Below are 15,096 nucleotides of genomic sequence, written 5' to 3'. Positions count from 1 at the left end.
TCAGCGCAGCTTCGGGTTCAGGGCGTCACGCAGCCAGTCGCCCAACAGGTTGACGGCGAGCACCAGAATGGCGAGGGCGGCGCCGGGGAAGATCGTGATCCACCACTCGCCGGAGAACAGGTAGTCGTTGCCGACGCGGATCAGCGTGCCGAGCGACGGCTCGGTCGGCGGCAGACCGACACCGAGGAAGGACAGCGTCGCCTCGGCGATGATCGCCAGCGCGAGCTGGATCGTGGCGATGACCAGCACCGGGCCGAGCACGTTCGGCAGGATGTGGCGCCACATGATCAGCACCGGCCGGATGCCGATGACGTGGGCCGCCTGGACGTATTCCTTGTTGCGCTCGACCATGGTGGAGCCGCGCACGGTACGGGCGTACTGCACCCAGTTCGACAGACCGATCGACAGGATCAGCACCGCATAGGCCAGGTCCGCCTGGTTCTGCAGCTCGATCACGCCGCGCAGCACGCCGTTGATCAGCAAAGCGATCAGGATCGACGGGAAGGAGAGCTGGATCTCCGCCACGCGCATGATGAAGGCGTCGATCGCGCCGCCGACGAAGCCGGAGATCAGGCCGAGGCCGACGCCGAGGATCAGCGACAGGATCACGCTGGCGAAACCGATCAGCAGCGAGACCCGGCTGCCGTAGATGATCGCCGACAGCACGTCGCGGCCCTGGATGTCGGTGCCGAGCAGGAAGCGGGCATCGCCGTCCTCCATCCAGGCCGGCGGCAGGGAGGCGTCGAGCAGCGAGATCGACGCCAGGTCGAACGGATTGTGCGGCGCCACCAGCGGTCCGAAGGCCGCCATGAAGAAGTACAGGAAGGTGATTGCCGCGGCGACCATGGTCACCGGCGAGCGGGTGAAGCTGTACCAGATGTCGCCGTCGAAGAAGCGGCGCATGCCGTCCATGAAGCCGGAACCCGAGGTCATGTTTGCGTCAGCCATGGCCGCTGGCCTTTCCGGTATCCACGCGCAGGCGCGGGTCCACAACGTAGTAGAGCAGGTCGACGATCAGGTTGATCACCACGAAGAAGAACGCGATCAGCATCAGGTAGGCCGCCATGATCGGGATATCGACGGTGGTCACCGCCTGCAGGAACATCTGGCCCATGCCCGGCCACTGGAACACCGTCTCGGTGATGATCGCGAAGGCGATGATCGAGCCGAGTTGCAGACCGGTGATGGTGATCACCGGGACCAGCGTGTTCTTCAGCGCATGGCCGAAATGGACGGCGCGGTTGGTCAGCCCCCGGGCCCGGGCGAACTTGATGTAGTCGGTGCGCAGCACTTCGAGCATCTCGGAGCGCACCAGACGCATGATCAGGGTGAGCTGGAACAGCCCCAGCGTGATCGACGGCATGATCAGCGACTTCCAGCCGTCGATCGTCAGAAGCCCGGTCTTCCACAGCCCGATATCGATCAGCCCGCCGCGCCCGAAGGAGGGCAGCAGATTGAGCTGAACCGAGAAGAAGAAGATCAGCAGGATACCGATCAGGAAGGTCGGCAGGCTGATGCCGACCAAGGATACCGACAGCAGGACCTTGGAGATGAATCCGTCTCTGTTCAGGCCGGCGTACACGCCCATGGGCACGCCGAGGAGCAGCGAGAACACCGCCGATACCAGCGCCAGCTCAAGGGTCGCCGGCATCCGCTCCACCAGCATTTCGGCCACCGGGCGCTTGTGCTGGTAGGAGATGCCGAACTCGCCGGTCGCGGCCTTGCCGATGTAGCGGCCGAACTGGACCATGAACGGATCGTTGAGGCCGAGCCGCTCGCGCAGCGCTTCGCGCTCGGCGATGCTGGTTTCGATGCCGACCATCTGGTTCACCGGATCGCCAACGAACCGGAACATCGAAAACGACACCAGCGCCACGAAGAACATGACGAAGAGCGATTGGATCAACCGTCTTAGAATGAAAGCGACCATAGGGCCCGCAACCTGAAACCGAACAAGGTCAAAATCTATGGTCCCGGCCCGCCCTCAGGCGGACCAGGACCGGTTTAGTATCCGACGCGTCAGTCCACTTTGACGTAGTTAAGCATGAACTGGTTGTCGGCGCGCTGCACAAGCGAAATGTTGCTGCGCTTGCCCCAGGCCAGAGCCTGCTGGTGCAGCGGGATGTAACCACGCTCGTCGTGCAAGATCTGATAGGCCTCGCGGATGTACTCGTTCCGCTTGTCCTGATCGGTCTCGGACAGGACCAGGTCGGTCAGCTCGTCGAACCGGGCGTTGGAGTAGCCGCCGTTGTTGAACTTGCCGCGGCCGCTCTCGAGGTCCGGAGTGCCGATGATGTTGAACATCACGTTCCAGCTGTCGAACGAGCTCGGGGTCCAGCCCAGCAGATAGAAGCTGGTGTCCCGCTTCGGCGCCAGGATCTTGGCGAAGTACTGGGCCTTCGGCTGAGCCAGCAGGTTCACCTTCACGCCGATGCGAGCGAGCATCGCCACGACCGCCTGGCAGATCGCCTCGTCGTTGACGTAGCGGTTGTTCGGGCAGTCCAGGGTGATCTCGAAGCCGTCCGGATAGCCCGCCTCGGCCAGCAGTTCCTTGGCCAGCTTGGCGTCGGGCTCCAGGCGCTTGAACTCGTCGGAATACTTGAACAGCAGCGGCGAGATCATCAGGGCCGACGGGGTCGAGAGGCCGCGCATCACCTTCTTCTTGATCAGCTCGACGTCGATCGCACGGTAGAACGCCTCGCGGACGCGGACGTCCTTGAACGGGTTCTTGCCCTTGACGCTGGAGTGCAGAAGCTCGTCGCGCTCCTGGTCCATGCCCAGGAAGATCGTGCGCAGCTCCGGACCGCCCAGCACTTCCGTGTTCGGGTCGTTCTCCAGACGGTTCATGTCCTGAACCGGGACCGGATACATCATGTCGATCTCGCCCGAGAGCAGGGCGGCGACGCGGGTGGAATCGGAGCCGATCGGGGTGAAGATCACCTCGGTCAGATTGTGCTCCTTGTTCGCGGCATCCCACCAGCCCTCATAGGGGACCAGGACCGTCTTCACGTCGGTCTCGCGCGACTGGATCATGAACGGGCCGGTGCCGTTGGCGTTCCGGGTGGAGAAGTTCTCCTTGCCGGCGGTCACGTCCGTGGGATCCTCGGCACCGTTCGCCTCGGACCACTCCTTGTCCATGATGTACCAGGTGCCCCACTCGTTCACGAGGGTCGGGACCGGCACTTCAGTGACGAAATCGACGGTGTAGTCGTCGACCTTGACCACATCGACCACGCCCGCCAGGCGGCCCTTGAGGTCGGAGCCGTCCTTGCGCACGCGCTCGGCGGAGAACAGCACGTCGTCGGCGTTGAAGTCGTTGCCGTTATGGAACTTCACGCCCTGGCGCAGCTTGAAGCGCCAGCGGGTCGGCTCGACGATCTCCCAGCTCTCAGCCAGGGACGGCTCGATCTGCAGGTCCGGATCCATGCGGATCAGACCTTCGTAGATGTTGCCCTGCAGGCTGAGGGTGAAGGTCTCGCTCAGCGAATACGGATCGAGCGACTGGGCATCGCCCTGGAAGGCCCACTTGAAGGTCTTGGCATCCGCCGAGGAGGCGCCAAAAGCCCCAAGAACTGCCGCCGCCGCGGCGGCGGCCAGCAAAGTTTTACGCATTACAAATAGCTCCCACGTGTGTGCCAATGGACGTCGGTCCAACACATAGCCGATCCGAAAAGGCGGAAGCGGAACCGGTGAGGCCGACGTTCGCATCGTTGGCGCCGGGCCCCCGGCCCGGCACGTCGGGGGGACTTAACCGGGGGACAGCAAGCGCGTCAATGCGCGCATGCAGCACTTTTGGTTCGGATTGCGCATTTCTTACAGCGTTTCAGATCAGCCCCACAACCGCGCCGGTCGAGAGCGTGGAGAGCGTCCCCGCTACGAGCGATTTGGGAGCCAGCCCGGCAATCTCCCCGCGCCGAGCGGGCAGGATCGTCGCCAGGCCGCCGATCATGATGCCGAGGCTGCCGAAATTCGCGAAGCCGCACAGAGCGTAGAGCATGATCAGCTCCGAGCGTTCGCTGAGCGTGCCTTCCGGCAGCTTGGACAGTTCCAGATAGGCCAGCAGCTCGTTCAGGGCGGTCTTGATGCCCATCAGCCGCCCGGCCTCGCCGGCCTCCGCCCAGGGGATGCCGATCAGCCAGACCAGCGGGCTGAACAGCCAGCCGAAGACCATGCCCAGCGACACCGGCTGCCCCTGGACGTCCGGCAGCAGGCCGAGCACCGTGTCCACCAGGCTGACCAGGGCGACCATCACCAGCAGCATGGCGAGAATGGACAGGAACAGCTTCAGCCCCTGTTCTGTGCCCTGGGTGATCGCGTCCATGAGGTTCGCCGCAGGCGAAACGATCTCCAGCTCGCCCGGTGTCGGCGGACCGCGGCGCGGCACCATGATGGCGGCGATGGCGATGGCCGCCGGCACGCTGATGAGCGAGGCCGTGATCAGGTGTCCGATGCCGTTCTCGATCACCGGGGCGACGAATCCGCCGTACAGCGCCAGGACCGTCCCGGCGATGGTCGCCATGCCGGTGGTCATGACGATGAACAGCTCGCCCCGATCCAGCTTGCTCAGGTAGTCGCGCGCCAGAACCGGTGCCTCCACCATGCCGAAGAACACGTTGGCGGCGCAGGCCAGCCCGACCGGCCCGCCGACCCCGAAGGCCCGCTCCAGCGCCGCCGCGAAGCCGCGGACGATCCAGGGCAGGATCCGCAGGTGGATCAGCGCCGAGGTGAGCGCGCTGACCACGATCACCAGCGGCAGCGCCTGGAACGCCAGCACGAAGGCGGCACCGGGATAGCTCTCCTCGAACGGCAGCGGGGCGCCGCCGAGATAGCCGAATACCAGGGAGGTGCCGGCCTTCGTCGCCGACTGCAGCGCCAGGAAGGCGTCGTTCAGCGCCGCCACCGCGTCGCGCAGGAACGCGACCTTCAGCATGGCGAGCGCGAGGCCGATCTGCAGCACGATGCCGACCAGCGGCACCCGCCAGCCGACGGCCCGCCGCTCCTCGCTCAACGCCCAGGCGATCGCGAAGATCGCCAGCAGCCCGATCCCGGAATGAAGCTGCGCCATGTCACCCCCGCGTTCAGCGCACCGCCGGCTCCCGCCCCACAGGGGCTGACGGACCGTCTCAGGATTTCTACGTTGCCAGCCTGGGGCCGTCGACTCCAGGGTTGGCCCGAGAACCACAGGACCGTCACGCACAGAGGGAGACGCCGGATGCCCACGCCCCGCGATATCGACCACATCGTGGTCATGACCCGCGACCTCGCCGCCGCCCAGGCGGCCTGGAGCGCCTGCGGCTTCACCTGCACGCCGCGCGCGGTGCATCCGTTCGGTACGGCCAATTCGCTGATCCAGCTCCAGGGCAATTTCGTCGAGCTGCTGGAGATCGACGACGCCAGCCGGATCGAGGAGGCGGCCGGCGACCGTTTCTCCTTCGCCGGCCACAACCGGGACTTCCTGGCGCAGCGTGGCGAGGGCATGTCGATGCTGGTGCTGGCCAGCGGCGACCGCGACGCCGACCTCGCCGACTGGCGGGCGCAGGGCCTGCGCGTCTACGAGCCGTTCGATTTCGAGCGGCAGGCCAAACAGCCCGACGGGAGTAGCCAGCGGGTCGCCTTCTCGCTGGCCTTCGCCTCGGAGCCGTCCCTGCCCGGTCTGGGGTTCTTCACCTGCCAGCAGCACACCCCGGAGGTGTTCTGGAAGCCGGATTATCAGGTCCATGCCAACGGCGCCCAGCGCATCGCCTCGGTTCAGGTGACGGGTCCGGATCCGGAGGCGGCGGACACCTTCCTGCGCGCCTTCTCCGGCGGCCGGCGGACCACCCATATCGCCCTGGACCGCGACGCGCTCACCCTGGAGGAGGGCGCGCCGGCCTTCCCGGAGATCACGATCCGGGTGGCGGACCTGGACGCCGCCGCCGCCCATCTCCCGGCGGCCCGGCGCGAGGCCGACACGCTGGTGGTCCCGGCGGAGCGGCTGACCGGGGTGTCGGTGCGGTTCATGCGGTAAACCGGCGCCACAGGCTTGGTCCCGACGTGCGTCAGGACCAAGCCTCCCACGCCCGAACAGATCCGGTCCCGCCACCCATCTCGACACCCCGCGACCGTCCGTGGTCTAAGGTTCGCCCAAACAAGAGGCCGCCAATGACCCGGACCACACACCCCGCCCACCCGACAGTCGCCCGTCTGCTGCTCGTCGTGTTCATGCCGTTCGCCGGCGGGTATTTCCTGTCCTACCTGTTCCGCTCGACCAACGCGGTGATCGCGCCGCAGCTCATCGCCGAGATCGGACTGGACGCGGGCGATCTGGGACTGCTGACCAGCACCTATTTCCTCGCCTTCGCCGGGTTCCAGTTGCCGCTCGGCCTGCTGCTCGACCGGTACGGGCCGCGCCGGGTGCAGTCGGTGCTGCTGCTGTCCGCCGCGCTGGGCGCCACCCTGTTCGCGCTCGGCGACTCCCTGGTGGCGCTGGCCGTGGCGCGCGGCTTCATCGGCCTCGGCGTGGCCGGCGGGCTGATGGCGTCGTTCAAGGCGATCACCCTGTGGTTCCCCAAGCAGCGCTGGCCGCTGATCAACGGCTGTTTCATGGCGATCGGCGGGCTCGGCGCCGTCGCCGCCACCAGGCCGCTGGAGATGGCGCTGCACGTGACCGACTGGCGCGGCGTGTTCCTCGGCCTCGCCGTGGTCACCGTGCTGGTCGCCCTGACCATCCGTCTGGCGGTGCCGGAGCGTCCGATCCACGGCGCCGGAGACACCTTGGGCGAGCAGCTCGCCGGATTGAAGCGGGTCTTCGCCGACCTGCTGTTCTGGCGCGTCGCCCCGCTGACCGTCACCACGATGGCGGCCAACCTGGCGATCCAGGGCCTGTGGGCCGGGCCGTGGCTGCGCGACGTGGGCGGCATGGACATCGAAGGGGCGGCCGACGCGCTGCTCTGGCTCGCCGCCGCCATGACGGTCGGCTTCGTGGTTACCGGCATGATCGCCGACCGCTGCACCCGGCGCGGCATCCCCCTGTCGCGGGTGATCCTGGTGCTGACCACCCTGTTCATGGCGAGCCAGGCGGTCATCGTCTTCGAACTCGCCCCGACCAGCGTGCTGCCCTGGGTGGCGTTCGGACTGCTGGCGAACGGCGCGGCGCTGGTCTACCCGCTGCTCAACGGGCATTTTCCGCTGGCGCTGTCCGGTCGGGCGTCGACCGGGCTCAACACCCTGGCGTTCTTCGGCGCCTTCGCCGGGCAGTACCTGATGGGGGCGGCGATCGACCTGTGGGAGCCGCTGGCGACCGGCGGCTACCGGCCCGATGCCTATCAGGCGGTTTTCGGGGGCATCCTGGCCCTGCAGATCCTCAGCCTTCTGTGGTACGCCTTGGCCGGGGCGGGCCGGCCCAGCGGCCATCAGGAGGACACGGGCGTTTGATCAAGCGCGACATCAAGACGGAGGCCTTCGCCATGGCCTCCTTCATCCTGCAGGTCAACACCATGCGCGCCCTGGTGTCCAAGGGCGTGCTGCGCCGGGACGAGGCGGTGGAACTGGTCGACGAGGCGCGCCGCCAGCTCGACCATCTCATCGCCGGCAATGAGACCGACCGCGAGGCCATGCTCGACCGCGAGCTGCTGGACTACGAGGCGATCTTCCGTCACATCGACGACCGCGCCGCAGACGACCTCCTGCGCACCCTGCGCGATGCCCTGAACCGCATCCTCGACGACGACGCCTCGGTGGCGGAGCTGGCAGAGGACATCATGGCCGACGACGCGGACGACACTATTCACCTGTAGCGGGATTCACCTGTAGCCGGGCGCCTGTAGCCGACATCCGGACCGCGTCTGCCCCATACCGACAGGAGGAGCGTCATGTCCCTGGATGCCATGGTTGCCAGCATTCTCGACCGGATCGGCCCCGAGGTCGGCCGGGGCCGGGTCGCCGACTACATCCCCGCTCTGGCCCGGATCGAGCCGTCGAAGATCGGCATTGCCGTCGCCACCCTGGACGGCAACCTGTACACGGCCGGCGATGCCCACGAGGCCTTCTCGATCCAGAGCGTGTCCAAGGTCTTCACGCTGGCCTTGGCGCTGGGACGGGCCGGCAGCGACCTGTGGCAGCGGGTCGGCCGGGAGCCGTCGGGCTCGGCCTTCAACTCCATCGTCCAGCTCGAACGGGAGCATGGAATCCCGCGCAACCCCTTCATCAATCCCGGGGCCATCGTCGTCAGCGACATCCTGCTGGCGGGCGGACGGCCGAAGGAGACGATCGCAGAGATCCTGTCCTTCCTGCGCTGGCTCGCGGACGACGACACCGTGGCGATCGACGCGGAGGTTGCCGCCTCGGAGGCGGAGACCGGCTATCGCAATGTCAGCCTGGCCAACTTCATGAAGGCGTTCGGCACGATCGACGGACCGGTCGCCGACACGCTGGATGTGTACTTCCACCAGTGCGCCCTGTCCCTGTCCTGTGTCCAACTGGCGCGGGCCGGGCTGTTCCTGGCGAACCGGGGCGTCGATCCGGTGACCGGACGACGGGTCGTCGCCGACTACCGCGCGCGCCGGATCAACGCGCTGATGATGACCTGCGGGCATTACGACGCCTCGGGCGACTTCGCCTTCCGCGTCGGCCTGCCGGGCAAGAGCGGCGTCGGCGGCGGCATCCTCGCCATCGCCCCCGGGCGCGCCGCGGTCGCGGTCTGGTCGCCGGGCCTCAACGACAGCGGCAACTCCCACGCCGGCACCATCGCGCTGGAGGAATTGGCAAGGGAGACCGGCTGGTCGGTGTTCTGACGACAAACGGCCGGGGATTCGCCCCCTTTCGCCGCCGGATTAGCGTGGTATGCTTCTGCCAAGTCATTTCCGACGATAATCCCTGCTTCCTTTTGGAGGACGCCATGAGCTTCCAGCCGAACTCGCCGGCCGCGCGGGACGTTGCCTACGTCTTGCACCCCTACACCAACGCCCGGGCCCATGAAGAAAACGGTCCGATGATCATCACCAAGGGTGACGGCGTCTACGTGTACGATGACGGCGGCAAGCAGTACCTGGAGGCGATGGCCGGCCTGTGGTGCGCGTCCCTCGGCTTCAACGAGAACCGTCTCGTGAAGGCCGCGACCAAGCAGCTCGAGACCCTGCCCTACTACCACACCTTCGCCCATAAGGCGCACCTGCCCGGGATCGATCTGGCCGAGAAGCTGATCAACCTGGCGCCGGTGCCGATGTCCAAGGTGTTCTTCGCCGGCTCCGGCTCCGAGGCGAACGACACCGCGATGAAGCTGGTGTGGTACTACAACAACGCCCGCGGCCGTCATGCCAAGAAGAAGATGATCAGCCGCATCAAGGGCTATCACGGCGTGACCATCGCCTCGGCCTCGCTGACCGGCACCCCGGTGAACCATCCGGGCTTCGACCTGCCGATCGCCGGCGTGAAGCACACCTCCAACCCGCACTACTACCGCTTCGGTCAGTCCGGCGAGAGCGAAGTCGATTTCGCCACCCGGATGGCGCAGGACCTGGAGACCATGATCCTGGAGGAGGGTCCGGAGACGGTCGCCGCCTTCATCGCCGAGCCGATCATGGGTGCCGGCGGCGTCATCGTGCCGCCGGAGACCTATTTCGAGAAGATCCAGGCGGTCCTGAAGAAGTACGACGTGCTGATGATCGCCGACGAGGTGATCTGCGGTTTCGGCCGGACCGGCGAGTTCTGGGGCAGCCAGACCGTCGGCATCAAGCCGGACATCCTGACCTGCGCGAAGGCCCTGTCCTCCAGCTATCTGCCGATCTCGGCGGTGATGATCAGCGAGGACGTGTACCAGCCGATCGCCGACCAGAGCCAGGATCTCGGCGTGCTGGGCCACGGCTACACCTACACCGCCCACCCGGTCTGCGCCGCCGTCGCGCTGGAGACCCTGAAGATCTACGAGGAAGACAACATCCTCGACCACGTCCGGGCGGTCTCTCCGCTGTTCCAGGAGCGTCTGCATGCGCTCAGCGAGCATGAGCTGGTCGGCGAGACCCGGGGCCGCGGCCTGATGGGCGCGCTGGAGATCGTCGCCGACAAGGGCACGCGCGCGTCCTACGACCCGAAGGTCGGCGCCGGCGCCAAGGCCGGTGCCGCGGCGACCGAACACGGCCTGATCGTGCGGGCCATCGGCGACAGCATCGCCTTCACCCCGCCGCTGATCATCACCGAGAGCCAGATCAACGAGCTGTTCGACAAGATGACCAAGGCGCTCGACGACGCGGCCGGCGCGATCCACAAGGCGGCGGCGGCGTAAGCCTCCATCCGCCGACGACGGTTCCGACGGGCCCCGGTCGCAGGATCGGGGCCCGTTCTCGTTTGTGGCATACTGGCGCAAGACAACCAGCGCGCAGGAGGAACCGCCCATGCCCCATCCCGCCATCGCCCGGGACAAGGCCGCCGTCATCACCGGGGCCGCCAGCGGCATCGGCAAGGCGGCGGCTTCCCGGCTCGCCGGGGCCGGCATGCGGGTCTACCTGCTCGACCTGCCCGGCCCGGCGCTCGACGCGGCGCGGGCCGCGGTGGCCGAACATGCGTCCGAGCCGGATCACGTGGTCGCCCTGCCCTGCGACGTCTCCGATGAGGCCGAGATGCGCCGGGCGGCCCAGCGGGTCGCCGCCGTGTCCACCGCCCCGTCCTTCCTGATGAACAACGCCGTCACACGGGTCGGCGGCGGCATCTGGAACCCGTCGGCCGATTGGCACCGGGCGGTGGAGGTGAACCTCTGGGGCTTGATCAACGGCGTGCGCTGCTTCGTGCCGTCGATGATCGAGGCCGGGGCCAGGGCGCATGTGGTCACTGTCGGCTCCAAGCAGGGCATCACCAACCCGCCGGGCAACACCGCCTACAACGTCACCAAGGCGGCGGTGAAGGCCTATACCGAGGGCCTGCAGCACGACCTGCGCAACACACCGGGCTGCCGGGTGAGCGCCCATCTGCTGATCCCGGGCTGGACGACGACCGGCGATCGCGAGCACAAGCCCGGCGCCTGGCTGCCCGAACAGGTCGTGGATCACATGCTGACGGGGCTGGAGGCCGGCGACTTCTACATTCTGTGCCCGGACAACGAGACGACGACGGAGATGGACCGCAAGCGCATCCTCTGGGCCGCCGGCGACATCACCGAGAACCGGTCGCCGCTGTCGCGATGGGACCCTGCCTACAAGGACGCCTTCGACGCCTTCGAGCCCTGAGACGACCTACTGGAACAGCCCCAGGGCGATCTGCGGCGCGTTGTTGGCCACACCCAGGGTCTGGACCGAAAGCTGCTGGCGGACCTGGGCCGCCGTCAGTTCGGCCGAGGCGCGCGCCATGTCGGCATCGACGATATTGCCGAGCCCCTTCTCGATCTCGTCCAGCGTCGCCTGCACCTGGTTGACCTGCAGATCCAGGGCGCGGAGGTCGGCGCCGAGACTGCCGAGCGCCGTGGCGACGTTCTCCTCCTCCGTTTCGAAGGTGCTCAGGGCGACGAGGGCGTTGGCGGGCGAGGAGATGTCCTCGTTCGCCAGCCGGGCATAGGTCACGTCAAGACGCTGACCGTTCAAGGTCAGCGTTCCACCCTCCAGATTGGACAGCACATCCACGTCACGTACCGTCCCGATCGCCAGGTTGAACGGGATGGCCACCTCGATGAGGATGTTGACGCCATTGAATTCGCTGTTCTCTAGGATCTGACGCATCTGGGCAATCATCTCGTCATAGTCGTTCTGCAGGATCTGCTGCTGCTGGGCGGTGTTGCCTTCGTTCGCGCCTTCCGTGATCTTCTGCCGGATGTCCGTCATCAGGTCGGACACCGCCGTCGCGCCGGCCAGTGCGACCTTGGCAATCCCCTTGGCGTTGTTCAGGCCCTGCACCACCGCGTTGAGGGCCCGCACGTCGGAGCGCAGACCCTGGGCAATCGCGAAGTTCGACGCGTCATCCTTGGCACCGCGGATCTTCAGGCCGGTGGAAACCTGACGGCTGGCCTCGGCCACACGGGATCCCGCCACGGTCAGGTTCCTGAGCGCGGCAAGAGCTTCCGGGTTGGTGCGAATCGACAGCGTCATGGCGCTACACAAGCAAAACGCGTGCCGAAATAGTCAAACACACACGAACCCGCGCCCTATATAGTCCCGCCATGGTCAAAACGCCGCTGATCCTGCCATCCGATCCGTCCTTCTATGAACTGCCGCCGCCGCCGGGCAGCGAGCCGCCGCCCAGCTTTAAGGCGCGGCTGTCCTCTCTGCGCGACGCCGAGGAGAACGAGCAGCACGAGGAGGACCGCGAGCCGGAGGACACCGCCCCGCCCCGCCCCGGGACCTGCGACAGCCACATCCAGGTCTTCCCGGACCCCGAGCGCTTCTCCCCTGCCGCCGACGCGGCCCTTACCCCCGGCGAACACCCCGTCGCGGACTACGTGCGGACGCGCGACCGGCTGCGGCTCGACCGGACCGTGGTCGTGCAGTCCTGCATCTACGGCACCAACCATGACGCCCTGCTCGACGCGCTGGAGCATCTCGGCGCCGACCGGAGCCGGGGGGTGGCCGCCGTCGGTTCCGATGTCAGCGACGCCGAGCTGCGCGACCTGAATGCCGGCGGGTGCGTCGCCACCCATTTCCAGATGCGCGAGCCCTGGCGCCGGATCGACTGGAACGACACCGGCCGCATCGCCGCGCGGGTCCACGATCTGCTGAACTGGAATGTCGGGCTGCAGATGGACGGCCGCTTCCTGATGGAGGTGGAGGACCGGATCCGGAGCTGGCCGGGCCGTGTGGTGCTCGACCATATCGGCTGCTTCCTCGGCCCGGTCAGCGACCGAGATCCGGGCTTCCGCGCCCTGCTTCGCCTGATCGACGCCGACAAGGTCTGGGTGACGCTTTCCGGGCCGGAGGAGAGCGATCCGCAGCACCCGCGCTATCCCCATGCCGAGCGGCTGGCGCGCATGTTGATCCGCTTCGCGCCGGAACGGCTGGTCTGGGGCAGCAACTGGCCGCGCCTCGTCGGCACCGATCCGATCCGCGACCGGCTGCGGCCGCCGGAAGGCCAGCTCCTGGCACTGCTCGACCAATGGTGCGAGGACGAGGGGCTGCGCGACCGGATCCTGATCGACAACACGGCGGAGCTGTGGCGCTTCCCCGCACCCGAGGGCCAATCCTCAGTCGCCGGCTGAATCGGGCACGAGGCGCCGCGCCTGGCGCATATCGGGCAGGGCCGACACCGCCGTCGCCACGATGGCGGACGCGTCGAGACCGGCCTGGGCGTATTGCAGCTCCGGCTTGTCGTGGTCGATGAACCGGTCCGGCAGGGTCATCGGCCGTACCACCAACCCTCGGTCGAGCAGACCTCCGGTGGCCAGGTCGTGCAGCACCTGGGAGGCGAAGCCGCCGGTCGACCCTTCCTCCACCGTGATCAGCACCGCGTGCTCCCGCGCCAGGCGCCGGACCAGGTCGCTATCGATCGGCTTGGCGAAGCGGGCATCGGCCACCGTGGTGGACAACCCGCGCGCGGCCAGGGCGTCGGCCGCCTTCAGACATTCCTCGAGCCGGCCGCCGAGCGACAGCAGGGCGATCGTCGTCCCCTCCCGCACGATCCGCCCCCGGCCGATCTCCAGCGGCACACCGCGCGCCGGCAGTTCGACGCCGACGCCCTCGCCGCGGGGAAACCGCACGGCGGACGGGCCGTCGTCGATCGCCGCCGCCGTCGCCACCATGTGCCGCAGCTCCGCCTCGTCGGACGGGGCCATGATCACGAAACCGGGCAGGCAGCCGAGATAGGCGAGGTCAAAGGCGCCGGCATGGGTGGCGCCATCGGCACCGACCAGCCCGGCCCGATCCAGGGCGAACCGTACCGGCAGGTTCTGCAGCGCAACGTCGTGCACCACCTGGTCGTAGGCGCGCTGCAGGAAGGTGGAGTAGATCGCCACGAAGGGTTTGAGCCCCTCCGTCGCCATTCCGGCGGCGAAGGTCACCGCGTGCTGCTCGGCGATGCCCACGTCGAAGCAGCGCTCCGGGTATCGCTTGGCGAAGAGGTCGAGGCCGGTGCCCGACGGCATGGCCGCGGTGACCGCCACGATGCTTTCGTCCGCTTCAGCCTCGGCGATCAGGCTGTCGGCGAAGACCCGGGTATAGGTCGGCGCGTTGGCCTGGGGCTTGGACTGGACACCGGTCACGACGTCGAACTTGGCGACGGCGTGGTACTTCTCGGCATGGGCCTCGGGGAACGGATGGCCGCGCCCCTTCTCGGTGATCACGTGCAGCAACACCGGCCCGTGGCGCCGCCCGCGCAGCTTGCGCAGGATCGGCAGCAGGTGGTCGAGATTGTGGCCGTCGACGGGCCCCACGTAGAAGAATCCCAGCTCCTCGAACAGGGTGCCGCCGGTGACCAGACCGCGGGCGAATTCCTCGGCCCGGGCCGCCGTCTTCTCCAGCGCCCGCGGGAAGCGCTTGGCCATCTGCTTGGCCAGTTCGCGCAGCGAGCAGTAGGAGCGCGAGGCGACGATCTGCGAGAGATAGGCGCTCATCGCGCCGACCGGCGGGGCGATCGACATGTCGTTGTCGTTCAGGATCACCAGCATCCGGCTGTCCGAGGCGCCGGCGTTGTTCATCGCCTCGTAGGCCATGCCGGCGCTCATCGAGCCGTCGCCGATCACCGCGACCACGTCGAAATCGTCGCCGCGCAGATCCCGCGCCGTCGCCATGCCGAGACCGGCGGAGATCGAGGTCGAGCAGTGGGCCGCCCCGAACGGGTCGTAGTCGCTTTCGGAGCGTCTGGTGAAGCCGGACAGGCCTCCCCCCTGGCGCAGGGTGCGGATGCGGTCGCGCCGGCCGGTGAGAATCTTGTGCGGATAGGCCTGATGGCCCACGTCCCAGATAACCTTGTCGTTGGGCGTGTCGAAGACGTGGTGCAACGCCACCGTCAGCTCGACGACGCCGAGACCGGCCCCCAGATGGCCGCCCGTGACCGAGACCGCGTCCACCGTCTCCTGGCGCAGCTCGTCGGCGAGCTGTTTGAGTTCGGCCGGGCTGAACGTGCGCAGATCCCCAGGGAGGGTGACCCGGTCCAGAAGCGGGGTTCGCGTATCGGCCATGTCACTCTCCTCGGTTGGGCGGGTCGCGC

Annotated in this window: 13 protein-coding genes; 7 read left to right on the top strand and 6 right to left on the bottom strand. The window is 67.5% G+C overall.

Features of this window, described 5'->3' with window-relative positions; genetic code table 11:
* The 4 genes from G578_RS0108710 to G578_RS0108695 form a co-directional block, all read right to left on the bottom strand.
* A complete protein-coding gene (locus G578_RS0108710) occupies positions 1–948 on the bottom strand; it encodes an ABC transporter permease (protein ID WP_084618772.1) in 948 nt (315 codons plus the stop codon).
* Positions 941–1,930, bottom strand: a complete 990-nt coding sequence (locus G578_RS0108705) for an ABC transporter permease (protein ID WP_028793901.1) — start codon at positions 1,928–1,930, stop codon at positions 941–943. The genes G578_RS0108710 and G578_RS0108705 overlap by 8 nt, the downstream gene beginning before the upstream one ends.
* 89 nt (positions 1,931–2,019) lie before the next feature.
* Positions 2,020–3,612: an ABC transporter substrate-binding protein gene (locus G578_RS0108700; RefSeq protein WP_028793900.1), complete on the bottom strand. Its 1,593-nt coding sequence runs from the start codon at positions 3,610–3,612 to the stop codon at positions 2,020–2,022.
* A gap of 211 nt (positions 3,613–3,823) precedes the next feature.
* On the bottom strand, positions 3,824–5,065 hold the full coding sequence (locus G578_RS0108695) for a NupC/NupG family nucleoside CNT transporter (RefSeq protein WP_028793899.1): 1,242 nt from the start codon (positions 5,063–5,065) through the stop codon (positions 3,824–3,826).
* Positions 5,066–5,212: 147 nt separating this feature from the next.
* Between G578_RS0108695 and G578_RS25465 the strand changes: the two genes are divergently transcribed.
* The 6 genes from G578_RS25465 (at position 5,213) to G578_RS0108665 (ending at position 11,195) form a co-directional block, all read left to right on the top strand.
* On the top strand, positions 5,213–6,007 hold the full coding sequence (locus G578_RS25465; RefSeq protein ID WP_051244373.1) for a VOC family protein: 795 nt from the start codon (positions 5,213–5,215) through the stop codon (positions 6,005–6,007).
* A gap of 134 nt (positions 6,008–6,141) precedes the next feature.
* Positions 6,142–7,413, top strand: coding sequence for an MFS transporter (locus tag G578_RS25460; RefSeq protein ID WP_038013928.1), 1,272 nt, complete (start codon positions 6,142–6,144; stop codon positions 7,411–7,413).
* Entirely contained in the window at positions 7,410–7,775 is a 366-nt protein-coding gene (locus tag G578_RS0108680) for a hypothetical protein (RefSeq protein ID WP_028793898.1), read from the top strand. The genes G578_RS25460 and G578_RS0108680 overlap by 4 nt, the downstream gene beginning before the upstream one ends.
* Before the next feature lie 75 nt (positions 7,776–7,850).
* Positions 7,851–8,771 (top strand): glutaminase, encoded by a 921-nt coding sequence (locus G578_RS0108675; protein ID WP_028793897.1) that lies wholly within the window; start codon positions 7,851–7,853, stop codon positions 8,769–8,771.
* A 104-nt stretch (positions 8,772–8,875) separates the two neighbouring features.
* Entirely contained in the window at positions 8,876–10,258 is a 1,383-nt protein-coding gene (locus G578_RS0108670) for an aspartate aminotransferase family protein (RefSeq protein WP_028793896.1), read from the top strand.
* A gap of 109 nt (positions 10,259–10,367) precedes the next feature.
* Positions 10,368–11,195: an SDR family NAD(P)-dependent oxidoreductase gene (locus tag G578_RS0108665; protein ID WP_028793895.1), complete on the top strand. Its 828-nt coding sequence runs from the start codon at positions 10,368–10,370 to the stop codon at positions 11,193–11,195.
* 6 nt (positions 11,196–11,201) lie between these two features.
* Here the strand turns inward: G578_RS0108665 and G578_RS0108660 are convergent, their stop codons facing one another.
* Positions 11,202–12,047 (bottom strand): flagellin, encoded by an 846-nt coding sequence (locus G578_RS0108660; protein ID WP_084618770.1) that lies wholly within the window; start codon positions 12,045–12,047, stop codon positions 11,202–11,204.
* Positions 12,048–12,118: 71 nt separating this feature from the next.
* Here G578_RS0108660 and G578_RS25455 point away from each other — a divergent pair, with 71 nt between their 5' ends.
* Positions 12,119–13,150 (top strand): amidohydrolase family protein, encoded by a 1,032-nt coding sequence (locus G578_RS25455; protein ID WP_051244370.1) that lies wholly within the window; start codon positions 12,119–12,121, stop codon positions 13,148–13,150.
* Here the strand turns inward: G578_RS25455 and dxs are convergent.
* Complete coding sequence (dxs, locus tag G578_RS0108650; protein ID WP_028793893.1) at positions 13,136–15,067, bottom strand: 1-deoxy-D-xylulose-5-phosphate synthase; 1,932 nt, start codon at positions 15,065–15,067, stop codon at positions 13,136–13,138. The genes G578_RS25455 and dxs overlap by 15 nt on opposite strands.
* Positions 15,068–15,096 lie beyond the last annotated feature (29 nt).

Source organism: Thalassobaculum salexigens DSM 19539 (genome assembly GCF_000423805.1).
Taxonomy (GTDB): Bacteria; Pseudomonadota; Alphaproteobacteria; order Thalassobaculales; family Thalassobaculaceae; genus Thalassobaculum; species Thalassobaculum litoreum.
This window is presented reverse-complemented; position numbering and strand designations above follow the sequence as displayed.